General features: G+C 61.4%; 23 protein-coding genes. 15 read left to right on the plus strand and 8 right to left on the minus strand.

Annotated features, from left to right (window positions below):
* The first annotated feature begins 114 nt into the window (after nucleotides 1–114).
* The 4 genes from K1W69_RS12225 (at nucleotide 115) to K1W69_RS12240 (ending at nucleotide 3,390) form a co-directional block, all read left to right on the plus strand.
* The gene (locus tag K1W69_RS12225; protein ID WP_220228624.1) at nucleotides 115–1,512 is read left to right on the plus strand and encodes a coniferyl aldehyde dehydrogenase; all 1,398 of its coding nucleotides are present in this window, start codon (nucleotides 115–117) and stop codon (nucleotides 1,510–1,512) included.
* A gap of 59 nt (nucleotides 1,513–1,571) precedes the next feature.
* Entirely contained in the window at nucleotides 1,572–2,492 is a 921-nt protein-coding gene (locus K1W69_RS12230; RefSeq protein ID WP_220228625.1) for a DMT family transporter, read from the plus strand.
* Between the two features lie 131 nt (nucleotides 2,493–2,623).
* Nucleotides 2,624–3,049 (plus strand): Hsp20 family protein, encoded by a 426-nt coding sequence (locus K1W69_RS12235; RefSeq protein ID WP_220229320.1) that lies wholly within the window; start codon nucleotides 2,624–2,626, stop codon nucleotides 3,047–3,049.
* An 83-nt stretch (nucleotides 3,050–3,132) separates the two neighbouring features.
* The gene (locus K1W69_RS12240) at nucleotides 3,133–3,390 is read left to right on the plus strand and encodes a BQ00720 family protein (protein WP_220228626.1); all 258 of its coding nucleotides are present in this window, start codon (nucleotides 3,133–3,135) and stop codon (nucleotides 3,388–3,390) included.
* 28 nt (nucleotides 3,391–3,418) lie between these two features.
* Here the strand turns inward: K1W69_RS12240 and ptsN are convergent, their stop codons facing one another.
* The 6 genes from ptsN to lptC form a co-directional block, all read right to left on the minus strand.
* Complete coding sequence (gene ptsN, locus K1W69_RS12245) at nucleotides 3,419–3,883, minus strand: PTS IIA-like nitrogen regulatory protein PtsN (protein ID WP_220228627.1); 465 nt, start codon at nucleotides 3,881–3,883, stop codon at nucleotides 3,419–3,421.
* A gap of 65 nt (nucleotides 3,884–3,948) precedes the next feature.
* Entirely contained in the window at nucleotides 3,949–4,518 is a 570-nt protein-coding gene (gene hpf / locus K1W69_RS12250; protein ID WP_220228628.1) for a ribosome hibernation-promoting factor, HPF/YfiA family, read from the minus strand.
* 210 nt (nucleotides 4,519–4,728) lie between these two features.
* Nucleotides 4,729–6,267: an RNA polymerase factor sigma-54 gene (gene rpoN, locus K1W69_RS12255; RefSeq protein WP_220228629.1), complete on the minus strand. Its 1,539-nt coding sequence runs from the start codon at nucleotides 6,265–6,267 to the stop codon at nucleotides 4,729–4,731.
* Between the two features lie 373 nt (nucleotides 6,268–6,640).
* Nucleotides 6,641–7,462: an LPS export ABC transporter ATP-binding protein gene (gene lptB, locus K1W69_RS12260; protein ID WP_220228630.1), complete on the minus strand. Its 822-nt coding sequence runs from the start codon at nucleotides 7,460–7,462 to the stop codon at nucleotides 6,641–6,643.
* 33 nt (nucleotides 7,463–7,495) lie between these two features.
* Nucleotides 7,496–8,167: an LptA/OstA family protein gene (locus K1W69_RS12265; protein WP_258571011.1), complete on the minus strand. Its 672-nt coding sequence runs from the start codon at nucleotides 8,165–8,167 to the stop codon at nucleotides 7,496–7,498.
* Nucleotides 8,168–8,196: 29 nt separating this feature from the next.
* The gene (gene lptC, locus K1W69_RS12270; protein ID WP_220228632.1) at nucleotides 8,197–8,880 is read right to left on the minus strand and encodes an LPS export ABC transporter periplasmic protein LptC; all 684 of its coding nucleotides are present in this window, start codon (nucleotides 8,878–8,880) and stop codon (nucleotides 8,197–8,199) included.
* A gap of 243 nt (nucleotides 8,881–9,123) precedes the next feature.
* Here lptC and sppA point away from each other — a divergent pair, with 243 nt between their 5' ends.
* The 4 genes from sppA to lhpI all read left to right on the plus strand — a co-directional run bounded on the left by sppA (nucleotide 9,124) and on the right by lhpI (nucleotide 11,900).
* A complete protein-coding gene (gene sppA, locus K1W69_RS12275; protein ID WP_220228633.1) occupies nucleotides 9,124–10,092 on the plus strand; it encodes a signal peptide peptidase SppA in 969 nt (322 codons plus the stop codon).
* Between the two features lie 19 nt (nucleotides 10,093–10,111).
* Complete coding sequence (locus K1W69_RS12280; RefSeq protein ID WP_220228634.1) at nucleotides 10,112–10,402, plus strand: integration host factor subunit beta; 291 nt, start codon at nucleotides 10,112–10,114, stop codon at nucleotides 10,400–10,402.
* A gap of 148 nt (nucleotides 10,403–10,550) precedes the next feature.
* Complete coding sequence (locus K1W69_RS12285; protein WP_220228635.1) at nucleotides 10,551–10,889, plus strand: LapA family protein; 339 nt, start codon at nucleotides 10,551–10,553, stop codon at nucleotides 10,887–10,889.
* Nucleotides 10,890–10,934: 45 nt separating this feature from the next.
* A complete protein-coding gene (lhpI, locus tag K1W69_RS12290; RefSeq protein ID WP_220228636.1) occupies nucleotides 10,935–11,900 on the plus strand; it encodes a bifunctional Delta(1)-pyrroline-2-carboxylate/Delta(1)-piperideine-2-carboxylate reductase in 966 nt (321 codons plus the stop codon).
* Between the two features lie 6 nt (nucleotides 11,901–11,906).
* On the opposite strand, the gene K1W69_RS12295 is transcribed toward lhpI, so the two are convergent.
* On the minus strand, nucleotides 11,907–12,353 hold the full coding sequence (locus K1W69_RS12295) for an SRPBCC family protein (RefSeq protein ID WP_220228637.1): 447 nt from the start codon (nucleotides 12,351–12,353) through the stop codon (nucleotides 11,907–11,909).
* A 123-nt stretch (nucleotides 12,354–12,476) separates the two neighbouring features.
* Between K1W69_RS12295 and K1W69_RS12300 the strand changes: the two genes are divergently transcribed.
* The 6 genes from K1W69_RS12300 to K1W69_RS12325 all read left to right on the plus strand — a co-directional run bounded on the left by K1W69_RS12300 (nucleotide 12,477) and on the right by K1W69_RS12325 (nucleotide 17,914).
* The gene (locus K1W69_RS12300; protein WP_220228638.1) at nucleotides 12,477–13,556 is read left to right on the plus strand and encodes a class I SAM-dependent methyltransferase; all 1,080 of its coding nucleotides are present in this window, start codon (nucleotides 12,477–12,479) and stop codon (nucleotides 13,554–13,556) included.
* Entirely contained in the window at nucleotides 13,553–14,401 is an 849-nt protein-coding gene (locus tag K1W69_RS12305; RefSeq protein WP_220228639.1) for a TrmH family RNA methyltransferase, read from the plus strand. Before K1W69_RS12300 ends, K1W69_RS12305 begins: the two co-directional genes overlap by 4 nt.
* A complete protein-coding gene (gene lspA, locus K1W69_RS12310; protein WP_220228640.1) occupies nucleotides 14,398–14,898 on the plus strand; it encodes a signal peptidase II in 501 nt (166 codons plus the stop codon). Before K1W69_RS12305 ends, lspA begins: the two co-directional genes overlap by 4 nt.
* A 43-nt stretch (nucleotides 14,899–14,941) precedes the next feature.
* Complete coding sequence (gene acuI, locus K1W69_RS12315) at nucleotides 14,942–15,946, plus strand: acrylyl-CoA reductase (NADPH) (RefSeq protein WP_220228641.1); 1,005 nt, start codon at nucleotides 14,942–14,944, stop codon at nucleotides 15,944–15,946.
* Nucleotides 15,947–16,132: 186 nt separating this feature from the next.
* Entirely contained in the window at nucleotides 16,133–16,948 is an 816-nt protein-coding gene (gene olsB, locus K1W69_RS12320; RefSeq protein ID WP_258571092.1) for a l-ornithine N(alpha)-acyltransferase, read from the plus strand.
* 627 nt (nucleotides 16,949–17,575) lie between these two features.
* Complete coding sequence (locus tag K1W69_RS12325) at nucleotides 17,576–17,914, plus strand: hypothetical protein (RefSeq protein ID WP_220228643.1); 339 nt, start codon at nucleotides 17,576–17,578, stop codon at nucleotides 17,912–17,914.
* Between the two features lie 96 nt (nucleotides 17,915–18,010).
* Here K1W69_RS12325 and K1W69_RS12330 read toward each other — a convergent pair whose 3' ends face one another.
* Nucleotides 18,011–20,296 carry an NADP-dependent malic enzyme gene (locus tag K1W69_RS12330; RefSeq protein WP_220228644.1) on the minus strand — a complete coding sequence of 762 codons (2,286 nt, stop codon included), beginning with the start codon at nucleotides 20,294–20,296 and terminating at the stop codon, nucleotides 18,011–18,013.
* A gap of 200 nt (nucleotides 20,297–20,496) precedes the next feature.
* On the opposite strand from K1W69_RS12330, the gene mutS reads away from it, so the two are divergent.
* A complete protein-coding gene (mutS, locus tag K1W69_RS12335; protein ID WP_220228645.1) occupies nucleotides 20,497–23,196 on the plus strand; it encodes a DNA mismatch repair protein MutS in 2,700 nt (899 codons plus the stop codon).
* The last annotated feature ends 11 nt before the right edge of the window (nucleotides 23,197–23,207 follow it).

Here is a 23,207-nt window from a genome sequence, read left to right on the forward strand (position 1 = left end):
CTGGCGGAAATTCAGCTGATCCCGCGCAGTTGCGCAACGCGCACTGATTGGATTTGGAGCACCGTCGCTATATTGTGGCTTTTGGCGTATTCGCCAAAGGAAACGGGGAGGCCAATGACAGAAGATGAAGTGATCGCGACTTTCAAGCGGCAGCACGCGCTCTCGCGCGTTGAAGCAGCGCCCGACGCAAAGGCGCGCCGCCGGGCGCTGACGACGCTAGAAAAGCTGCTGCTGGATAATGGCGAGGTCATCGCAACGGCGATTTCCGAGGATTTTCGCGGACGCGCCCGCGCGGAAACCGAGATGCTGGAGATTGTTCCAACGGCGCGCGGCATCCGCCATGCGCGGCGCAAGGTGGCCCGATGGATGCGGCCGGAACGCCGCTCCGTCGATCTCGCCCTGCATCCGGCGCGCGCGTGGGTGCGCTATGAACCGGTCGGCGTGGTCGGGATCATCTCGCCCTGGAACTATCCCCTGTTCCTGGCCCTCGGGCCGCTTTGCAATGCGCTTGCAGCCGGAAACAGGGCCATGATCAAGCCCTCGGAACTGACGCCCGCATTCTCCGAACTTCTGAAACGCCTTATCGCCGAGCATTTTGCGCCGGAGCAGGTCGCGGTCGTGACCGGCGGCGTGGAAACCGCGCAAATCTTTTCAGGTCTCGCCTTCGATCACCTTCTCTTCACCGGATCGACGAATGTCGGACGTCAGGTGATGCAGGCGGCTGCAAAGAACCTGACGCCGGTCACTCTCGAGCTCGGCGGCAAATCGCCGGCGATCGTCGCGCCGGGCTATCCGATCGACAAGGCGGCGCGCTCGATCGCCTTGGGAAAATTCGCCAATGCCGGGCAGACCTGCATTGCGCCAGACTATGCGCTGGCGCCCGCCGGATCCGTCGAGGATCTGGCGAAGGCCGTGCTTGCGCGAGCGAAGAAATCCTATCCGGGCATCGCCGACAACGAGCAATACACGTCCATCGTCTCGGACCGGCATCGCCAAAGGCTGGTCTCGGCGCTCGACGAAGCCGCGGCCGCCGGCGCCACTGTGAAGAGCCATGAACCGCAGGGCGACAACTCCCCTAAGATCGCGCCGACGGTCGTCATCGGCGCGCCCGCCGACGGCGTGCTGATGAGCGAAGAGATCTTCGGCCCGATCCTGCCGATCGTTCCCTACGAGACGCTGGACGAGGCGATCGCCTTTGTGACGGCGCGTGACCGGCCTCTGGCGCTGTACCTGTTCTCCGACGACCGGGCGGAACAGGAGAAAGTTCTGTCGGGCGCAATTTCGGGAGGCGTGACGCTGAACGGAACGCTGCTGCACGCAGCGCAGGATTCCCTGCCGTTCGGCGGCATAGGTCCGAGCGGCGTCGGCGCCTATCATGGCCTGGAGGGCTTTCGCCGCTTCAGCCATGTGCGCGGCGTCCACAAGGTGGGCTTCATCAACATGTTCGAACGCGTGGGACCGCCATGGGGCTGGCTCAGTTCGGCCATGGGACGGTTTCTCGCGCGCTACTGAACGGGCGCCCCGCAACCACTGCGCTTGCCTGCGCGGAACACGACTGATATGGGGCGGACATGACCGTTCGGCCCGCCGTATCTTCTTCTTCGACCGGAACCCTTCTTGCAACGTTCGGCGTCATCGTCGCGGCGATCGGCTTCGGGACGGTGCCGTTCTTCGCGCGTTCGCTGACCGACGAGGGCATGGCCCCGCACGCGGTCGCCTTCTACCGCTTCGCCTTTACTGCGATAGCGCTTCTGCCAACGCTTATCCTGCCCCGCGTCCTGTGGCGGACGATCGCCTGGGGCATCGGCGCGGGCATTGTGATGGGCGTCGGCTGGGTCGGCTATGTCCGGGCGATCGAAGTGGCGCCGGTTTCGACGGCCGGCGTTCTCTACATGACCTATCCGGTCTTCACCCTGGTGATCGCCAGGGTCATGTTCGGCGACGTCCCTACCCGTCGCGCAATCCTGGCCGCGCTTCTCATCATTGCGGCGGCGGTGATCGCGACGTCGCCGGGGGCGATCGCCAAAGAGCATATTCCGGCGCTGATCATCTCGCTCGCCGCTCCGTTCGGCTTCGGTTTCGGCATCAATGTTCTCGTTCACAAATTGACGCCGCTGCCGACGCTGCCGCGGATCGCCTGCATCACGCTCGGATCGGTGATCGGTCTGACCCCGCTGATGCTCGCCACTCCCGTGTCGGAGATATTGCCCGCCAACGAAACCGGCTGGCTGCTGGTCGCCGCCATCACCGCCGTCACGGCGTTTATCCCGCAGCTCCTCTACACGGTCTGCGCGCCTGTGATCGGCACCGCCCGCACCGCCGTCGCCGGCAGCGTCGAGTTGCCGACCATGTTTCTCGTCGGATGGTTCACGCTCGCCGAACCGGTCGGGCCGATGCAGTGGGCGGCCTGCGGCCTGGTGATTGCCGCCATTATCCTGACGCCGAGCAGGATCACCCGCAACGTCTCGGTCAATATCGCCGCGCGCTCCTAGACAATCGGACCGATGGAGGCGTTTCGGCTTTCATGTTGGCAAAGCCGGATGGCGACCCCATATTAGGGCAAGCGAAACGCTGCGAGCAGGTTTCGTCTTACAAGTCGCTTGAAGCAAGGACCGAAATGACAATGTCTCGAATGACGCCGTTTTCAAGCCCGCTGATGCTTGGCTTCGACACGATGGAAAAGACCCTTGAGCGGATCGCCAAGGGCAGCGACGGCTACCCGCCATACAACATAGAACGGTTGATGGAGGATGGTTCCCCCACCCAGAAGCTGCGAATTACGCTTGCAGTCGCAGGGTTTTCGCGCGACGAGCTCGACGTGAGCCTGCAGGAGAACCAGCTTGTCATTCGCGGCCAGCAGGTCGATTCCCAGGAGCGGGACTATCTCTACCGGGGAATAGCGGCGCGGCAGTTCCAGAAAAGCTTCATGCTCGCCGACGGAATGCAGGTGTTGAGCGCCGAACTGAAAAACGGACTTCTGGCCATCGATCTGGCGAAGCCGGAACCGGAACGTTACGTCAAGAAAATCGATATCTCCGTCACGGATTGATCCGTCTATGGAGCATCGCAAACGGAACCTTTGCGCCGGGCCGTCAGGCAGGAGCGAATGTCGCCGAACAAGGAGTTAGAGTGATGTTGGAAGAAAAGAACACAATCCGGATCAGCAAGGACGAACTGGCGCATCTTGGCGAAGGCCAGGTCGGCTATGTGCGCAAGATGACATCCGATGAACTGATCGAGCGCTTTCCGGGCGCTGCAGATCTGCAGGCGGGCCTCAATCTCTGGGCCCTGTTCGCCGCAAACGGCACCCCGATCATGCTGAGCGACGATGCGTCGACGCCCTATGTGACGGCGGCTGAAAACCAGCTGAACACCGTCAGCGTTCACTAAAGGCCGGCAATCTGCGCCGGCCGCGCCGTCAGGCCGCGTGCGACGCCGGAGTGTCGGTCAGGAACGTGTAAATCGCAGTCGCGGAATCCGTTGCGCGCAGCTTGGCGACCGTCTCTCCGTCGCGCAGCAGGCGCGCGATGCGCGACAGCGCCTTCAGATGGTCTGCGCCAGCGCCTTCCGGCGCGAGCAGAAGGAAAACCAGATCGACGGGCTGATCGTCAAGCGCCTCGAACTCCACCGGAGCGTTGAGGCGCGCAAAAACGCCGATGATCTTGTTGATCGACGTCAGCTTGCCGTGCGGGATGGCGACGCCATTGCCGACGCCGGTGGAGCCAAGCCGTTCGCGCTGCAAAATCACGTCGAAGATCTCGCGTTCGGACAGACCCGTCACCTCGGCCGCCTTGGCGGCCAGTTCCTGCAGCAATTGTTTTTTCGAATTCACCTTGAGCGCGGGGATAACAGCTTCCTGTACAATCAAATCCGCAAGCGACATCTCGTGTTCCTCGAATGTCTTTCAAACAAAGGGGCCTGCCGCCGCAGGCCCGGCGCAATTACGCATCAACCGTTGTCAGCGGTGTCGACCCAACCAATATTGCCATCTGCCCTGCGATAGACCACGCTGATGCCGTCATTGGCGGCATTGCGGAAAACAAGCACCGGGCTGTCCGTCATGTCGAGGGCCATAACGGCGCCGGCGACGGTCATGGTTTTCAGGACCTTTGAGGATTCAGCCACAATGGCGGGCGCATAGTCTTCAGGGACTTCGTTGTCATCGTCAGGCACCGAATCCATGATCCGGTAGGCGATTTCGAAACCGTTCTGCTGATTGCCGGCGTGATGGTCCTTCAGACGCCGCTTGTAGCGGCGGAGCCGCTTCTCGAGACGTTCGGCCGCCGCGTCGAAACTTGCCTGGGGTTCCAGCGCCTGACCCGTCGCCTGCAGGGACGTCCCGGTATCGAGATGGATGAGACAATCGGCCGAAAACCGCGATCCCGACTTTTCAATGGTCACCTGGCTTGAGTAGCCGCCATCAAAATATTTCGAAACGGCGTCGCCGATACGATCTTCTATCCGGGTACGGAAGGCGTCACCGACTTCCATATGTTTGCCCGATACTCGAACTGTCATTCCATGCAACCCTTCTTTGTTCAGGCGGTGTCAGCTTATAAGAGTCTGCGATGCCATCCAAGACGGTTGGCGATCAAATTCGATCTTACAGGAATTGGCTGTGCAAAACGTCGACACCCTTACCGGCCGTTTTAACCCTCGACCGGACGACGCGGCGGATGTATTCCCTGCCGGATCAAATGTCAATGGCGCGGGCGGAAACGGCCGAGTTCACTGCGCCAGCCGGGCGAGCGCGCGCTTCTCGCGGCGTCGCTGGACCGAAGACGCGATGTTCATCGCCTCTCGGTATTTGGCGACTGTCCTGCGCGCAATTTCGATACCGTCGCCTTTCAGTATTCTGACGATAACGTCATCGGACAGCACTTGGCCGGCGTCCTCGTTGTCGACCATCTGCCGGATGCGATGACGCACGGCTTCCGAGGAATGGCTGTCGCCGCCGCCCGACGCGGCGATTGACGCGGAGAAGAAGAACTTGAGTTCGAAAATGCCCCGCGGCGTCAGCATGTACTTGTTGGACGTGACCCGGGACACCGTCGATTCATGCATATCGATGGCGTCAGCCACGGATTTCAGAGTCAGCGGGCGCAAGGCCGTTACGCCGTTGGTCAGGAAATCGGATTGCTGCCGCACGATCTCCGTCGAGACCTTCATGATTGTTCGGGCGCGCTGATCGAGACTGCGGGTCAGCCAGTTCGCGTTGCGCATGCACTCGTTCAGGAAGTCCTGCTCCTCCCGCTTCAGGCCGTGTCGCGCCGAAACCGAGGCGCAATATTCCTGATCGACCAGGACCCGGGGCAGCGTGTCCGGATTGAGCTCCACATTCCACAGGCCGTCGCTGCGCAGCCGCACGATAACGTCGGGCTGGATGGCCTGAATGACGGTCGTGTCGTAGCGATGACCCGGTTTTGGATCGAGCCTGCGGATCTCACCCAGCATATCGATGAGGTCGGCCTCGTCGACGCCGCAGAGCCGCCGGAGCGCCGCAAAATCACGTCGCGCGAGGAGTTCCAGGTTTCCAATCAGGGCCTGCATGGCCGGATCGAAGCGGTTCTTTCGCCTGAGCTGGATGGCAAGGCACTCGCCAAGATCGCGCGCAAACACGCCGGCCGGATCGAATTCCTGCAGGGAGGCAAGCACGGTTTCGAGCCGGTCTGCGCCGACATTGAGGCGCATCGCCGTTTCCTCAAGGTCGCTGCGCAGATAGCCGGACTCGTCAAGCTGGTCGGCAAGATCAGCGGCGATGGCCCGGTCGATCGGGTCTGCGAACGCGAATACGATTTGCTCGGCGATGATCTGCCTCAGGCTGTCGGGCGTGACGGCGAAACCGTCGAGGTCCTGGTATCCGTCGCCGGCGAGCGAAGACGAGCCGGGCATGGATTTCCATTGGGACGCAAGTTCCGGAGCGTCCGGTCGGACCGCGCCGCTGTCTTCGGGAAACACATCTTCAGGCGAGGCGTCGAGCCTTTCCGAGATCGAGACGCTGTCATTGTCGAGATTGGCGTCAAACCAGTCTTCTCGGTCGCCGGAATCCGGGTCGCGGTCGCCCAGTCGATCGTCCTCCGCAGACGCCGCCACCGGCCCGTGCTCGGATGGCGCGTGCTCCAGAAGCGGGTTCTTCTCGATCTCCTGGTCGACATACTGGACAAGCTCCGCATGGGTAAGCTGCAGCAGCCGGATTGACTGCATAAGCTGCGGAGTCATCACCAGCGACTGGTTCTGACGAAGCTGCAAAGTGGCCGAAAGAGCCATGGCTACACCAAATCCCCCTGCCCGGCCTCCGACGCCGGGTACTCACGCACACGCCGCCATCCGCGCGCGCTTGACCGACATTGCATCCCGCCGCCCTCGTTACAGGCGCTCGCCAATGCGACGCGCAGACTTCCATTGTTGTCTGGAGTAACTGCTTAACGCCTTGCGGGATAACTATTCGTCGAAAATATCGGCCCAATTATCAAAACTGGCCCGAAAATTGCTTCTTTTCGTATTCAGAGTCAAGCGGGAAGTGGATTTGCGGCTGTCGAAACGCAGTCGCGGGAGGGGTCAAACAAGCCCGTGAGCTCTGTTTTTAATACAAATAACCGATATTGACCAGAAAAATATTGCGGCGCACCATTCGCTGGAACTAAAGCGAAAACCCCTCACCCAGATAGAGTCGCCGCACATCGGCGTCGGCGACGATTTCCTGCGGCAGGCCGTGCGTCAGCACCTTTCCCCCATGGATGATATAGGCGCGGTCGATCAGCTTGAGGGTCTCGCGCACATTGTGATCGGTGATCAGCACACCGATTCCGCGACTGGTGAGATGGCGCACGAGGGCCTGGATGTCCGACACGGCGATCGGATCAACGCCTGCGAACGGCTCGTCGAGCAGCATGAAGGTCGGATCCGAAGCAAGCGACCGCGCAATTTCGAGACGCCGGCGCTCGCCGCCCGACAACGAGATCGAGGGGGCGCTGCGCAAATGGTCGATACCGAACTCTTCGAGAAGATCGTCAAGCTTGCGCTTGCGCGCCTGTTTGTCGGGCTCGACGATCTCGAGAACGGCGCGAATGTTTTCCTCCACGCTCAGTCCACGGAAAATCGAGGCCTCCTGCGGCAGGTAGCCCAGTCCCAGCCGGGCGCGGCGATACATGGGCATTGACGTCACGTCGTAACCGTCGATCCTGATCTCGCCCTCATCGACCGGCACCAGTCCGGTGATCATGTAGAAACAGGTGGTCTTGCCTGCGCCGTTGGGGCCAAGCAGCCCGACGGCCTCGCCCCGCCTCAACCCGAGCGAAACGCCATCGACGACGCGCCGTTTCTTGTACGCTTTGGTGAGGCCCCGGGCGACCAGGGTGCCCTCATATCGACCATTTCCGGATTTGGCGGTCGATCCGGCCGGCTCGCGGTTCTCGCCTTCAGGGCCGGCCGTTGCGCCGTCATCAGTGGTTACAAATGCCAATATCTAAGCCTCGTCCGTCCACGGGGACGAAATTCAGTTCGTTTTGCGCCGCCGCTCGCCGCCCTCGGGCCGGCTGCTGTCTTTCGCCTTGGGGTCAAGCTGCATCTTCACGCGACCATTGCCCCCGCCGCAACCGTCCAGCTTGGCCTCGCCGCTCTTCATGAAAACGGTCAGCTTGCAGCCGACAAGGACATTGTTGCCTTCGGTGAGAACAACCCTTTCGCCGGTCAACTCAAGCACCTCGGTCTTCATGTTGAAGATACCCCGATCGGCTGTCGCGGTCTGCTCGCCGGACTGGATATAGACCGTGTCGGCGACGTCGATACGTTCGATGTTGGAGCCAAGACCCGAGGTCGGGCTCGCCGGAGCCTGTCCACCGCCCTCAGCCGACTGCTGGCCTTGAGCGCCGTCGCCGGAACGCTGGCCTTGGGCCGGTTCTTGCTTCTCGTAGTAAACGGTCATGACGCCGGACTGCAACAAGGTCTCGCCCTGAACGACCTTCACGTTGCCGGTGAAGATCGCGGTGCCGTCCTGATCCTTGACCTGAAGCTGATCGCTCTCGATCTGGATCGGCTTGTCGCCGGAGATCGCGAGACCGTCCATCCTGCTCGACGTCGCCTGCTGCGCAGCCGCGGAACCAAGAACCCCGCCAACCAGCGCCGCCGCCAGCAACCCGCATGCGGCCGTCAGGACGTTGCGTTTCATTGAAGTCATGTCCGTTCCTGTTCCACTCGCTAGTCACCGGACCTGCCGGTCTTGCGGTTCTTCTTTTCCTGCGGCTTGATCGTCATGTCGACATTGTCTTTGAACGTGATCAACGAGCCGTTATCCGAAATGACAAGTTTTTCCGCAGAGATCAATGCCTGATCCGTGTCAATTCGGACACGCCCCTCGGATTTCAACTCGCTCGTTTCGATATTGATGTCGGCCTGGCGTAAATTGGCCTTCATCCCGGAGCGGGTGACAACCGTGAATGGCTGATCGAGCGTCAGCATGTTCTCGACACGGTTGTAAATTCCGCTAACCGCCTCCAGCGTCGCGCTGTCGTCTTTTCCGAACTCGATCTCGGCCGAAATATCCTCAAGCCGGACGACGTCCTGCGCCGACAGGTCCTGCACGGCGCGAGACGCCACCACCGAGTACATTTTGTCGCCGCCCGCGCGCCCCGTCATATGCGGATTGGCCATCACCAGCTTGCCGCCGGAAATGGAGGCGCCGGCAAAGCCGACGTCCGGAGGCAGGGCTCGCGCCAGCATCGTTACTCCGATGAACATCGCTATCGCCAAAAGCGCCGCGATCGGGAACGCGATCTTCAGAAAACGAACCAGTCTGGAATGCTTCCTGGCTTTCGCATAGCCCTTGGGAAGGCCGCCTTTCGGTAAATTTTCCGTGGCGGGATATGGAGTGACATTTGCCATGGCTGACGTTTCAGGATCTTCCGAGAATGCTGCAATGCGATCCGCCGAACCGCTCCTTCGATTGACGCATTCTGACAGCAATTAACATATCGTGGTCGTTGCTTACAGAACCAAAGTGGCGAATCTGTGCATTTGCGCAATGTATTCGAAAACGGCCCGGCTGACCCGCAGTTGCGCGACGCACAATAACGGGTTACCCAGTGAGGACGCTACGACACAGGTTGAAACGCACGGGACACGGCCATGGATCACAGCAGCATAACGGATCGTCGCCGGCTGAGGAGGAAGCTGACTTTCTGGCGTATCGCGACGCTTGTCGCGATACTCGCAGTCGTCGCCGGTCTTTTCTTCGGATTAGGCGAAGGCGAGACCATCGGCGGCAAGGCGTCGCCGCATATTGCCCGCGTGACCATATCCGGCGTCATCACCGACAACCAGGAACTGCAAAAACGCCTCGATACGATCGTCAAGAACGACAATGTCCAGGCGGTCATCCTGCGACTCAATTCACCCGGCGGGACCTCCTATGGCGGAGAGGTTTTGTACAAGTCCGTGCTCAAGCTCGGAGAAACCAAGCCGGTCGTTGCGGACGTGCGCACGCTGGCGGCGTCGGCGGCCTACATGATCGCCTGCGGCACGGATTACATCGTCGCCGGCGACACGTCCATTGTCGGATCGATCGGCGTCATCTTCCAGTACGCACAGGTCCAGGAGCTGCTCGACAAGATCGGCGTCAAGGTCGAGGAAATCAAATCGGCGCCGCTGAAAGCCGAACCTTCGCCGTTCCACGAGGCGAGCGCCGAAGCCAAGCAGATGATCGATTCCATGATCACCGATTCCTACGACTGGTTCGTGACCCTGGTGTCGGAAAGGCGCAAGCTGCCGATGTCCGAGACGCGCAAGCTTGCAGACGGCAGCATCTTCACCGGCCGGCAGGCGGCGGACAACGGCCTCATCGACATTGTCGGCGGCGAGGAGGACATCCGCAAATATCTGGCGGAACAGGATATCGACGACACGCTCGACATCATCGACTGGGAGCCCCGCAAGTCGCGAACGGAGCTGATACTGGGCGACGCGATGGCCAAAATCTTCAATGCCTTCGGGCAGAACAGCTTTCCTTTCGCGGAGGAGCTGAAGGCGCTCGCCGACCGCAAGTTGTTCCTTGACGGCCTCGTGTCCGTTTGGCACTTTGGCGAGGCAGACAAATAGCACGGACGGGGGAAAAGCCGTGATCAAATCGGAACTTGTGCAAATAATTGCATCTCAGAACCCGCACCTTTACCACCGGGACGTGGAAAACATCGTCAACGCCGTGCTCGACGAGATCACCGACGCGCTGGCCGAGGGCAATCGCGTCGAATTGCGCGGCTTCGGCGCGTTTTCCGTCAAAAACAGGCCTTCGCGTTCCGGACGCAATCCGCGGACCGGCGAAACCGTGCATGTTGAAGAGAAATGGGTGCCGTTTTTCAAGACCGGCAAGGAATTGCGGGAACGTCTCAATCCGCAGGACGCCGGCTGACCGGGCTCAGCCGGTCGACGGCATGAGGCGGCGCGATGGATTGTCCTGCGGACAAGTTGATGCATTTGTTCTATAGAGACAGGAAACGGGCGCGGCGACAGAGCTGATAGCAACGTCCCGGGCCGCAGCAATTTGAGCGAATGACGCGATGACACGCAAGCTTATCAACATACTCATACTCCTTCCGATCGGCATCGTGCTGATTGTGCTTTCGGTGGCCAATCGCAATGAAGTGACGCTGGCGCTCAATCCTTTCCGCCCCTCGGACACGCTGCTGTCCGTATCGGCGCCGCTTTTCGTGTTCCTGTTCGGAGCGCTGATTCTCGGGATGATCATCGGTTCTCTGGCGACCTGGTTCAATCAGGGCAAGCACCGCAAGAAGGCCCGCCAGGAAGCAAAAGAGGCCGTCAAGTGGCATACAGAGGCGGACCGGCAGCGCGAGCGCGCCGAAACCGTCGCCGGCCAGCGGTCACTGCCGACCGCGTAAAGGCGGCGTCAGACTTCGTCCATTTCGAAAAGAGCCGACAGCGCCATGCAACTTATCTCAGCCGAGGCGGTTGACCGGATCCTCGACCATCACAGCCTTGCCGATGCTCTCGCCGACGCCTTTCGGGGCGGCGTTGCCGCGCCGGTGCGCCACCACCACACGATCGAGCGCGCAAGCGGATCTGACAGCACGCTGCTTTTGATGCCGGCGTGGAGCGACTTCTCCCAGCCCGTTTCCGGCAACGGGTACATGGGCGTCAAGATCGCAACGGTCAGTCCCGACAATAACAGCATCGGCAAACCGGCGGTCATGGCGGTCTATCTGCTGTCGGACGGAACGACCGGCGAACCGCTTGCGCTCATCGACGGCCAGTCGCTGACCCTTTGGCGCACCGCGACCGCATCGGCGCTGGCAGGGCGCTATCTGGCGCGCAAGGGCGCAAGCCGGATGGCGATGATCGGCGCAGGCAAGCTCTCGGGCCATCTGATCCGAGCGCATGCGGCGATGCATCCCGTTGAGCACGTCACGATCTGGAATCGCAGCAAAGCCAACGCGGAGAAGCTTGCGGAAGAGCTGGCGGCCGAACCTTTTGCGGTGGACGTAACGGAAGATCGCAAAGCGGCGATCGCCGACGCCGACATCATCAGCGCCGCCACCATATCCGCGACGCCGCTGATCGAGGGCGCATGGCTGAAACCCGGCGCCCATGTCGATCTCGTCGGCGCCTTCACGCCGGACTTGCGCGAAAGCGACGACGAGGCTGTGCGCAGGGCGACGCTGTTCGTCGACACGTTCGACGGCGCGCTGAAGGAGGCAGGCGATCTCGTACAGCCTATCGAGGCGGGGGTCATCAGCCGCTCCGACGTTGCGGCCGAACTGGCGATGCTGTGTCGCGGCGACCATCCGGGCCGTCGGGACGACACGGAGATCACGCTGTTCAAATCCACCGGGGCGTCACTGGAGGATTTCGCCGCCGGTTGCCTGGTGTGGGAAAAATTTCAGGCGGTCTGACCGCGTTCAGGCGTCGCCTTCGACGATAGTCTTGAAATTCTCGAAAAACTGGCCGGCGAGCTTTTTCGACGTGGAGTCGATCAGGCGCGAGCCGAGCTGGGCGATCTTGCCGCCGACCTGGGCCTTCACCTCATAGGACAAAACAGTTTCGTCGCCTTCTTCCTCAAGACTGACATCCGCTCCGCCCTTGGCGAAGCCGGCAACGCCGCCCTTGCCCTCTCCGGAAATTGTGTAGCTTTCCGGCGCATTGATGTTCTCGAGCGTCACGGCGCCGTTGAATTTCGCGGAAACCGGTCCGATCTTCAACTTGACGGTGGCCGCCATCTCGTTCTCGCCGGTCTGTTCCAGGGATTCGCAGCCCGGGATGCACTGCTTGAGCACTTCCGGATTGTTCAGCGCCTCCCACACGACTTCGCGTGACGCTGCTATGCGTTCCTCGCCCTTCATTTCCATGAGATTTCCTCCCGTTGGATGTTACTTTACAGGCGCCGGCGGAAAGGATCCGGCAAATCACCGGGACTATGCTTTGATAATTGCGCTTTGCCAAGACTCCGGCACAATGTTAGAGCCGTCATCATGAGAAACAGACCTGTGGATTTGAAGGCAAGCCCCCGGAAACAAGCCGGAAAACGGCGCGGGCGGCCGTCCGAAACGCATTCAAAGAAAAAGCCGCACAATTCGTCCGGGACCAGGGGACCGACCAGGGCCGAACAATCCGTGCGGAAGGACAGGAAGCCGATCGCGCGGCGCGCAGGCGACCGTCCGTCAGAACGCGCTCCTTTGATTCTCGAGACGCCGGCCCATGAAGGCTATGCGCTGCTGGATACGGGCGACGGGGAGAAGATGGAGCGCTACGGACCTTTCCGGATCGTGCGACCGGAAGCCCAGGCGCTTTGGCCGCGCAGCCAACCGCCGGCGGAATGGGAAACGGCCGACGCCGTGTTTACCGGCGATACGGACGAGGACGGCGTTGGCCGCTGGCATTTCCCGGGCAAACCCACGGGCGAGTCCTGGCCGATGCGGCTCGCCGGCGTCGACTTTCTGGCGCGGCTGACCTCGTTTCGCCATGTCGGCGTTTTTCCGGAACAGACTGCGCACTGGCAATGGATGCGCGAACGGATCGAGGAAAGCCGGCGGCCGGTCAAGGTTCTCAATCTCTTCGGCTATACCGGCGTCGCCTCGCTGGTGGCGGCCGACGCCTGCGCGGAAGTCACGCATGTGGACGCCTCAAAGAAAGCGATTGGCTGGGCGCGCGAAAACCAGGCGCTGGCCGGTCTTGCAGACAGGCCGGTGCGCTGGATCTGCGACGATGCGACGAAATTCATCAATCGCGAAATCCGGCGCGGCAACCGCTATGACGTCATCCTGACCGATCCGCCGAAGTTCGGCCGGGGTCCGGACGGTGAGGTGTGGCAGCTCTTCGACGACCTGCCGCATATGCTGGACGCCTGCCGAACCCTGTTGTCGGCGGACCCGATCGGCCTGGTGCTGACCGCTTACTCGATCCGCGCCTCCTTCTATTCGATCCACGAACTGATGCGCGAGACGATGCGCGGCGCAGGCGGCTGCGTCGAATCCGGAGAACTCATTATTCGCGAGGAAGCGCGCGACATCAAACTTTCGACGTCCCTGTTCAGCCGTTGGGTTCCCGCATGATCGGCTCCGGAGAACCGCTCGGCCGCGTGGGCCAGGTGAAAGAGGTCACGAGCCTCGCGAACCCGATCATCAAGGATATCCGCGCGCTCAGCCAGAAAAAGAACCGGGACCGGTCGAACCAGTTCCTGGCCGAGGGCCTGAAACTCGTCATTGACGGGTTGGAGCTCGGCTGGACGATCCGGACGCTGATCTATTCCAAGGCGGCCAAAGGCAAGTCCGCGGTGGAGCGGGTGGCGGCGCGCACCGTGGCCTCCGGCGGGCTGGTTCTGGAGGTGAGCGAAAAGGTGCTCTCCGCCATCACCCGCCGCGACAACCCGCAAATGGTCTGCGCCGTTTTCGAGCAACGCTACGCGCCGCTGGAAAGCCTGCAGCCAAAGGACAACGAAACCTGGATCGCGCTCGACCGCATCCGGGATCCCGGCAATCTCGGCACGATCATCCGCACCGCGGACGCCGCCGGAGCAAGCGGCGTCATACTCGTCGGAGAAACGACCGACCCCTTTTCACTGGAAACGATCCGCGCGACAATGGGATCGGTCTTCGCAGTTTCCGTCGCCCGGTGCGGCGTGGAGGCGTTTTTGAAATGGAGATCGAAGAATCCGCTGCTGCTGATTGGAACCCACCTCGCCGGCGCCATTGATTATCGCGCGGTGGACTATACAGTAAAGCCGACTGTCATCCTGATGGGAAACGAACAGGCAGGGCTGCCCGACGAGCTGTCCGCGGCGTGCGACCATCTGGTAAGAATACCACAGGCCGGCCGGGCCGATTCGCTGAACCTGGCCGTGGCCACCGGCGTCATGATATTCGAGGCGAGACGCCATATGTTGAAGGTCGAACCATGAAAGCGGTCCGTTCCGTTTTTTCCAAACAGCGCCATGCCATGGCCCTGATCGCCGCGCTTGTCGCCCTGGACCAGATCGTCAAATGGCTGGTCGAACGCGCCCTTCCCATGCATGAAAAGGTGGACCTGCTGCCGTTTCTGGCGCTGTTTCGGACCCATAATGAAGGCATCGCCTTCTCACTCTTGAGTGGACTGGGCGAGAACTGGCTGATCGTGATCACGCTGGTCATCATCGCCGTTGTGGGGATCATCTGGGCCCGATCTTCACCGACGCGGTGGCTTAGCCAGATCGGCTTCGCCTTCGTGATCGCGGGCGCGATCGGCAATCTTATCGACCGCGCCATGTATGGCTATGTGGTCGACTACGTGCTGTTCTCCATCAATACCTGGTCATTCGCCGTCTTCAATCTCGCCGACGCGTTCATTACGGTGGGCGCCGCGGCCATAATCATCGACGAAGTGTTTGGCAAATGGCTTTATCCCGCAGAAGCCATCTGATCCGACAGACACGCTACACACAAGCAATGGGAGGCAATTTGCCATGACCGACGTCCCGACAGGCCCGTTCCGGGCCATTCTGGTTTCGCGCGACGAGAACAAGAACCAGTCGGTCGACACGACCGAACTCACTCTTGACGACCTGATGGAGGGCGATGTCGTCGTCCGGGTGGAAGCGACTACCGTCAACTACAAGGACGGGCTGGCGATCACCGGGAAATCTCCGGTCGTGCGCCGCTGGCCGATGGTTCCGGGCATCGACTGCGCGGGCACGGTGGTCAGCTCCGACCACGCCGGCTTCGCGGCGGGGGATGCGGTTATCCTGAACGGGTGGGGCGTCGGCGAGACGCATCTCGGCGCCTATGCGCAATATATGCGGGTGAACGGCGACTGGCTGATCCGGCGTCCTGACGCCTTCAGCGCCACGGACGCCATGGCGATCGGCACGGCGGGCTATACCGCCATGCTTTGCGTAATGGCGCTTGAGCGATATGGGCTTACGCCTCAGAGCGGGCCAATCGTCGTGTCAGGCGCCAATGGCGGCGTCGGAACGGTGGCGATTTCTCTTCTCTCGGGCCTCGGCTACACGGTCATCGCATCCACAGGCCGTCCACAGGAGGCCGATTTCCTGAAAGAACTCGGCGCCGACGAAATCATCGAGCGTAGCGAATTGTCCGACCCCGGCCGTCCGCTCGGCAAGGAACGCTGGGCCGGCGGTGTCGATGTAGCGGGGTCACATACGCTTGCCAACATGCTGGCCATGACCAGCTACGGCGGGGCGGTCGCGGCCTGCGGCCTGGCGCAGGGCATGGATCTGCCAACCACCGTCGCTCCTTTCATCCTGCGCGGCGTGAGCCTGCTGGGCGTTGATTCGGTGATGGCCGCAAAGCCCACGCGCGAGGAAGCCTGGCGACGCCTGGCGCAGGAGCTCGACATCAAAAAACTGCATTCCCTATCGCAAACGATCGGTTTTGCGGATATTGTGCCCACGGCCCATGCCATTATTGAAGGGGATATCCGGGGGCGCGTTGTCGTGGATATGGGCTGAACGGTGGGGCGAACCGAATATTCATCATGCGCAGTTGCTCCCGGACATCGAATTACGGTGTCACCGCGTTGTCGTACTATTCTGATTAATGGGCCTAATTCGAATCGACGGGAATGAATTGCCATGGCGACAAATGTACGCGAAACGCCAGTGACGAACCGCACTGCTCCGGGACCGGCGCTTAAGATGACGGAAGCCCACGGATCGGTGTTCGGCCGTATCGGCAATCTGGAAACGCGCCTTGCATTGACGCCTTCCGAAATCGACGCGGCCCAGGCGGTGCGCTACGAGGTTTTCGCCAGGGAGATGGGCGCAACACTCACGCCGGAATCGGTCCGGCGCGGCCGCGACATCGACATCTATGACGAATTCTGCGACCATCTGCTTGTCCTTGATCGCAGCCTGCCGGGCGACAGCGAAGAACAAATCGTGGGCACATACCGGATTCTCCGGCAGGACGTGGCCCGCGCCAATACCGGCTTCTATTCGACCTCGGAATTCGCCGTCAGCGACATGCTGGCGAGACATCCGGAAAAACGCTTCATGGAGCTCGGCCGGTCCTGCGTGCTTCCAAAGTACCGCACCCGCCGGACCGTCGAACTGCTGTGGCAGGGCAACTGGGCCTATGCGCTCGAACACGGCATGGACGTGATGTTCGGCTGCGCCTCGATCCCCGGCGTGCGGCCGGAGGCGATGGCGCTTCCCCTGTCGTTCCTCTACCACAACTGCCTGGCGGCCGGAGAATGGTCGGTCAGCGCCCGTCCAGAGCTGTTCCAGAACATGGACCTGATGCCGAAGGAAGCGGTCGACACGCGCAGCGCCGTCAACGCGCTGCCGCCGCTCCTCAAGGGCTATCTGAGGCTCGGCGCAGTGATCGGCGACGGCGCCGTGGTGGACTACGCCTTCGGCACGACCGACGTGATGGTGGTTTTGCCGATTTCCCGTATCAGCGACCGCTATCTGAACTACTACAAGGCGGACGCCAGCCGCTTCGCCTCCTGAGTTGATTTCACTCAAAATATTGTTTTAATTATCTTTTTACTGATTCTGGCTTTGTTTCGGGAATTCTGGATCCAACCTCGTCACCCCGATTTCCAGCCGCCGCGACAGTCTCTTTAACAGACGGCACCATAGCACAAATTGCGCGGGAATGCAGCAAGTCGTTCTGTTCCTGTTCCTCCAGTTGCCAATGCCTGTTCCAATAAGCCTTCGCCCGGTTTTAAGCCAAGTATGCGTCGAGGCCTGAAGGCAGGCTGAGCCGGAGGATACGCCACCTTGTCCAATAGAATCGTCAAGTCCAGGAAGGCTAACGATAGTCAGCATACCTCCCATAAGAGACACTTTTACCTTAATAGATTCTTATTTAAGACATTTTCTAATTTTGGGCGCATCCGATTTTATAACCCATTGTTTTAAATGCCTTTTTAGAATTTCTGTATAATATGTTTATTTTTACTTGCCTATTCTTCGTTACATGTCAGAATAGTTTTCACGACATATTTCGTAAATATATAAGCAAGTGATGTTACAAATGCGCAAGCTTCTCATTGTCAGATATATTGTCGAATCAGAAATGGCCCGAGTTGTTTTGGAAGGCCATTCCTCTTCTGCCCCAAGATATCCATTCGTTTGCTCCAGCTTGTCTGGAGATCGCTGATTTTGTTCTCAGCCATTACAAACGAACTGGATTTTGGCGCCACCCTGTTGGGGGCGCCATTGATCCTGATGCTTGCAACCGGGGGCATTGTCGGATGGCTGATTCACCTGTTGGAAGCAACTCCGGACCAAAGTCTTTTCAGAGATGTCCTTTTAGGCGTATCGGGCGCATTCATTGCATTTTTGGCGTTCACGGCTCCAGGTCACAACGAGGCTGTCGGCCTGTTTGACGGCATGCTTTCTGCAGCAATGGGTTCTCTGACCATTCTGTTTATCGCGGATTTTTTTACGACCGACAGCACGCAATCGTAGCTGTCGGCTATCCGTCCTATTTCTTGCCCGAATCACGAAACCGCCGCGGCTTCGCCCGAAGGCCTTTTGGTCTGAACGCCCGGCGGAAGGTCCGCCTCACCCACCGACATTGTAGGCGGCGATGGCCGCCAAGTTGACCAGATCGGAATCGCGCGCGCCCATGGAGGCGATCTGGACCGACTTGTCGAGGCCGACGAGCAGCGGTCCGATGACCGTGGAACCGCCGAGTTCCTGCAGCATCTTGGTCGATATCGAGGCCGAGTGGAACGCCGGCATGACCAGCACATTGGCCGGTCCCGACAGGCGGCAGAAGGGATATTGCGCCATGCGGTCGGGATTGAGCGCGACGTCCGCCGCCATTTCCCCGTCATACTCGAAATCGACGCGGCGCCGGTCGAGGATCTGGACCGCCTCGCGCACCCGTTCGGAGCGTTCGCCCGACGGATGCCCGAAGGTGGAGTAGGCAAGCATCGCGACCCGCGGCTCGTAGCCCATGCGTCGCGCCATGCCGGCGGCTTCCTCTGCGATGTCGGCGAGTTCTTCCGAGTTCGGCATGTCGATCACCGCAGTGTCCGCAACGATGACGGTATGGCCGCGGCAGAGCGCCAGCGAGACGCCGATGACCCGATGACCGGGCTTGACGTCGATGCAGCGGCGCACGTCCTCGAGCGCGGTCGAATAATTGCGCGTGGTGCCCGTGACCATCGCGTCGGCGTCGCCGAGCGCGACCATGCAGGATGCAAAATGGTTGCGGTCCGTGTTGATCAGCCTCTGGCAGTCCCGGTAGAGGTAACCGTTCCGCTGCAGGCGGCCGTAGAGATATTCCGTATAGGCGTCGCGCCGGCGCGACAGGCGGGCGTTGATCACCTCGATGCCCGGCCGGTTGAGATCGATGCCGGCCTGTTTGGCTGTTTCCTCGAGCTGCTCGCTGCGACCGAGCAGGATCGCCGTGCCGAGCCGCTGGTTGGCGTAGGAAATGGCGGCGCGCATGACGTGGGCCTCCTCGCCCTCGGCGAACACCACGCGGCGCATGTTTCGGCGGACGCGCTGATAGATTCGCTGCAGGGTGGAGGCGATCGGGTCGCGGCGGGCCGACAGTTCCCGGCGGTAGGCCTCAAGATCGACGATCGGTCGTCCGGCGACGCCGGAATCCATCGCGGCCTGGGCGACCGCCGCGGGCACGTCGGAAATCAGGCGCGGATCGAAAGGAACAGGAATGATGTAGGACGGACCGAAGCGCGGCCGATTGCCCTGATAGGCGGCTGCGACATCGTCCGGCACGTCTTCGCGCGCCAGGTTCGCCAGCGCCTCGGCGGCGGCGATCTTCATGGAGTCATTGATCGTCGAGGCGCGCACGTCGAGGGCGCCGCGAAAGATGTAGGGAAAGCCGAGCACGTTGTTGACCTGGTTCGGATAGTCTGACCGGCCGGTCGCCATGATGGCGTCGCCGCGAATCGCCGCGACTTCCTCCGGAGTGATCTCCGGGTCGGGATTGGCCATGGCGAAAATCACAGGGCGATCGGCCATCGACCGCACCATGTCCTGGGTGAGCGCGCCCTTGACCGACAAGCCGAAAAACACGTCGGCGCCGGCGACGGCGTCTTCCAGGCTGCGCGCGTCCGTCTTGATGGCGTGCGCGGACTTCCACTGGTTCATGCCTTCTTCGCGACCCTGGTAGATGACGCCCTTTGTGTCGCAAAGGGTGATGTTCTCCGGAGCGAAGCCCATCGACTTGATCAGTTCGATACAGGCGATCGCCGCGGCGCCCGCTCCGTTGCAAACCAGTTTCGTGGTCTTGAGATCGCGCCCTGTCAGGTGCATCGCATTGATGAGGCCCGCCGTGGCGATGATCGCCGTTCCATGCTGGTCGTCATGGAAGACCGGGATGTCCATAACCTCGCGCAGCCGCTGCTCGATGATGAAGCAGTCGGGCGCTTTGATGTCCTCCAGGTTGATGCCGCCGAAGGTGGGTCCGAGAAACCGCACGCAATTGACGAACTCGTCGATGTCCTCCGTGCCCACTTCCAGATCGATGGAATCGACGTCGGCGAAGCGCTTGAACAGCACCGCCTTGCCTTCCATCACGGGCTTCGACGCCAGCGCGCCCAGATTGCCGAGGCCGAGAATGGCGGTGCCGTTGGAAATGACCGCCACCAGATTGCCGCGCACCGTGTAGTCGAAGGCGCGCGAGGGATCTTCGGCGATCGCCTTCACCGGAACCGCGACGCCCGGCGAATAAGCAAGCGACAGATCGCGTTGCGTCGCCATCGGCTTGGTCGCATTGATCTCGATCTTGCCGGGCCGTCCCCGGACGTGGAATTCCAGCGCTTCCTGTTCGGTCACGGAAGACGCGGTCTGCGAACCTTTTGGTGAATCGGGCATGTTTCCAAACCTGTTGTGGGCGAGCGGCTGCTTACGCCCTTATTCTGTTGTTTTTCATTGTGTCCCGCCTTTAGGGTGGGTCCCACACCTTGATAGAGGTTTTGAACAATCATGCAACGTGTTGTCGCGGCATTTCGCGCGTCGCGAGGGTCCGCAAGGCAAACCGCCATTGACGACATTTTGCGCCAGGAACGCAGATCATGCTGACGACAGCAACGCTGGCCTCCCCTGAAAGCCGCGCCGCGGCCACACCGATGATGGAGCAGTTCATCGAGATCAAGGCAGCCAATCAGGACTGCCTGCTGTTTTATCGCATGGGTGATTTTTACGAACTGTTCTTCGACGACGCCGTTCAGGCGGCGAAAACGCTCGGGATCACGCTGACCAAACGCGGCCAGCACCTGGGCAAGGACATTCCGATGTGCGGCGTGCCGGTGCACACAGCCGACGACTACCTGCAAAAGCTGATCGCGCACGGCCACCGCGTCGCGGTGTGCGAGCAGACGGAAGACCCGGCGGAGGCCCGCAAGCGCGGCTCCAAATCAGTGGTGCGCCGGGACGTGGTGCGCCTCGTCACCCCCGGCACGTTGACCGAGGAAAAGCTGCTTTCGCCATCCGAATCGAACTTCCTGATGGCGCTCGCACGCGTGAAGGGCATGGGCGACGAGGGTTACGCGCTCGCCTGGCTCGACATATCGACCGGCGCCTTCCGGCTTGTTGAAAGCGCGGGCGGGCGGCTGCTCGCCGACATCATGCGCATAGACCCGAAGGAAATCATCGTCTCCGACCAGCTGTTCCACGACGACGCGCTGCGGCCGGTGTTCGACACGCTCGGACGGATCGTGACTCCGCAACCGGCGGTGCTCTTCGACAGCGGCAGCGCTGAGGGGCGGATCACGCGTTTTTACGGGGTTTCGACGCTGGACGGTTTCGGGGCGTTTTCCCGCGCCGAACTGGCGGCGGCGGCAGCCGCGATCGCCTATATAGAAAAGACCCAGCTTTCCGAACGTCCGCCGCTGGCGCGTCCGGAACGCGAGACCTCCGGCTCGACCCTGTTCATCGATCCCGCGACGCGCGGAAATCTCGAGCTGCTGCGAACCCTTTCCGGGCAGCGCGACGGCAGCCTGTTGAAGGCGCTCGACCGCACGGTCACCGGGGGCGGCAGCCGGCTTCTGGCAGAGAGGCTGATGTCTCCGCTGCTCGATACGGACGCGATCAATCGCCGGCTCGAATCCGTAGGCTGGATGCTGGCGGAATCCGATCTGTCAGACGGCGCCCGCGAGGCGTTGAAATCGCTGCCGGACATGCCGCGGGCTCTCTCGCGCCTGGCGCTCAACCGCGGAGGACCGCGGGACATGGGATCGATCCGGCAGGCGATGGAGTCGGCCTCAATGCTGCGCCGGCTTTTCAGCGACAGCGCGGCGCCGGAAGAAATTGCAGAGGCGCTCGCGGCCATTGGCGAGCTGCCGCCGAAGCTTTGCGCGCTTCTCGACGCGGCACTCGGCGACGAATTGCCGCTTTTGCGCCGGGACGGCGGTTTCGTGCGCGCGGGCTATCACGAAGAACTGGACGAGATGCGCGCGCTGCGCGACCAGTCGCGCAAGGTCATCGCCGGACTGCAGCAGAAATACGCCGAAGACACCAGCGTCAAATCGCTGAAGATAAAGCACAACAACGTGCTCGGCTATTTCATCGAGGTGACGGCCGGCAACGCAGGGGCCCTGACGGATGACGCCGCCAAGGCGACCTTCATCCATCGCCAGACCATGGCGAACGCAATGCGTTTCACCACGACCGAGCTCGCCGATCTCGAATCGCGCATCGCCAACGCCGCCGACCGCGCGCTGACGATCGAAAACGAAATCTATGACAGGTTGTCGGCGGCAATCGTCGAGGCATCAGACCTGATCATCGCCGCAGCCCATGCGACGAGCGTCATCGATGTTTCGGCTGCGCTTGCGGCTCTTGCCGAAGAGCAGGGTTATTGCCGCCCTGTGGTCGACGATTCCGTGACGTTCTCGATCACCGCCGGACGCCATCCGGTCGTCGAACAGGCGCTGCGCCGCCAGGCGGCCGATCCGTTTGTCGCCAATGATTGCGACCTGTCGCCCAGCGACGGACGCGACGACGGCGCGATCTGGCTCCTGACAGGACCGAATATGGGCGGCAAATCGACTTTTCTGAGACAGAATGCGCTGATCGCGATCATGGCGCAGATGGGGTCGTTCGTTCCGGCCGGCGGCGCCCATATCGGCGTGGTCGACCGGTTGTTTTCTCGCGTTGGCGCCTCCGACGATCTGGCGCGCGGTCGTTCGACCTTCATGGTGGAGATGGTCGAGACGGCGGCGATCCTCAACCAGGCCGGCCCGCGTTCGCTGGTGATCCTCGACGAGATCGGCCGGGGCACGGCGACCTTCGACGGGCTGTCGATCGCCTGGGCGGCGATCGAGCATCTGCACGAGGTCAATCGTTGCCGCAGCCTGTTCGCCACGCATTTTCACGAATTGACGGCGTTGTCGGAGAAGTTAGTACGGCTGTTCAACGCGACGATGCGGGTCAAGGAATGGGAAGGCGACGTGATCTTCCTGCACGAAGTGGGGCCGGGCGCGGCCGATCGTTCCTACGGAATACAGGTTGCGCGGCTTGCGGGTCTGCCCGCCTCCGTCGTGGAGCGGGCGCGGCAGGTGCTGAGCCAGCTCGAGGAAGGTGAACGCACCAACCCCGCCCACAAACTGATTGACGATCTGCCATTGTTCGCCGCCGAAATTCGCCAGAAGCCCGCTCAGAACGCCGAACCATCCGCGGTCGAGGAAGCGCTGGCGCACGTCAATCCGGACAATATGACGCCGCGCGAAGCGCTGGAGTTTATCTATGCGCTCAGAGCCAAGCTGGAGAGCTGATCGCGGTCGCG

The organism is Flavimaribacter sediminis (assembly GCF_019492055.1).
GTDB classification, from domain to species: Bacteria; Pseudomonadota; Alphaproteobacteria; order Rhizobiales; family Rhizobiaceae; genus Flavimaribacter; species Flavimaribacter sediminis.

Coding starts and splice junctions, on each gene's coding strand:
- hpf (WP_220228628.1), bottom strand. CDS start 4,518: ATGACAGTTCGAGTATCGGGCAAACATATGGAAGTCGGTGACGCCTTC.
- K1W69_RS12265 (WP_258571011.1), bottom strand. CDS start 8,167: ATGAAACGCAACGTCCTGACGGCCGCATGCGGGTTGCTGGCGGCGGCG.
- lspA (WP_220228640.1), top strand. CDS start 14,398: ATGAAAGCGGTCCGTTCCGTTTTTTCCAAACAGCGCCATGCCATGGCC.
- K1W69_RS12285 (WP_220228635.1), top strand. CDS start 10,551: ATGACACGCAAGCTTATCAACATACTCATACTCCTTCCGATCGGCATC.
- K1W69_RS12300 (WP_220228638.1), top strand. CDS start 12,477: ATGAGAAACAGACCTGTGGATTTGAAGGCAAGCCCCCGGAAACAAGCC.
- K1W69_RS12330 (WP_220228644.1), bottom strand. CDS start 20,296: ATGCCCGATTCACCAAAAGGTTCGCAGACCGCGTCTTCCGTGACCGAA.
- ptsN (WP_220228627.1), bottom strand. CDS start 3,883: ATGTCGCTTGCGGATTTGATTGTACAGGAAGCTGTTATCCCCGCGCTC.
- K1W69_RS12240 (WP_220228626.1), top strand. CDS start 3,133: ATGTTGGAAGAAAAGAACACAATCCGGATCAGCAAGGACGAACTGGCG.
- olsB (WP_258571092.1), top strand. CDS start 16,133: ATGACGGAAGCCCACGGATCGGTGTTCGGCCGTATCGGCAATCTGGAA.
- lhpI (WP_220228636.1), top strand. CDS start 10,935: ATGCAACTTATCTCAGCCGAGGCGGTTGACCGGATCCTCGACCATCAC.
- K1W69_RS12305 (WP_220228639.1), top strand. CDS start 13,553: ATGATCGGCTCCGGAGAACCGCTCGGCCGCGTGGGCCAGGTGAAAGAG.
- K1W69_RS12235 (WP_220229320.1), top strand. CDS start 2,624: ATGTCTCGAATGACGCCGTTTTCAAGCCCGCTGATGCTTGGCTTCGAC.
- lptC (WP_220228632.1), bottom strand. CDS start 8,880: ATGGCAAATGTCACTCCATATCCCGCCACGGAAAATTTACCGAAAGGC.
- K1W69_RS12225 (WP_220228624.1), top strand. CDS start 115: ATGACAGAAGATGAAGTGATCGCGACTTTCAAGCGGCAGCACGCGCTC.
- mutS (WP_220228645.1), top strand. CDS start 20,497: ATGCTGACGACAGCAACGCTGGCCTCCCCTGAAAGCCGCGCCGCGGCC.
- acuI (WP_220228641.1), top strand. CDS start 14,942: ATGACCGACGTCCCGACAGGCCCGTTCCGGGCCATTCTGGTTTCGCGC.
- rpoN (WP_220228629.1), bottom strand. CDS start 6,267: ATGGCTCTTTCGGCCACTTTGCAGCTTCGTCAGAACCAGTCGCTGGTG.
- sppA (WP_220228633.1), top strand. CDS start 9,124: ATGGATCACAGCAGCATAACGGATCGTCGCCGGCTGAGGAGGAAGCTG.
- K1W69_RS12295 (WP_220228637.1), bottom strand. CDS start 12,353: ATGGAAATGAAGGGCGAGGAACGCATAGCAGCGTCACGCGAAGTCGTG.
- K1W69_RS12230 (WP_220228625.1), top strand. CDS start 1,572: ATGACCGTTCGGCCCGCCGTATCTTCTTCTTCGACCGGAACCCTTCTT.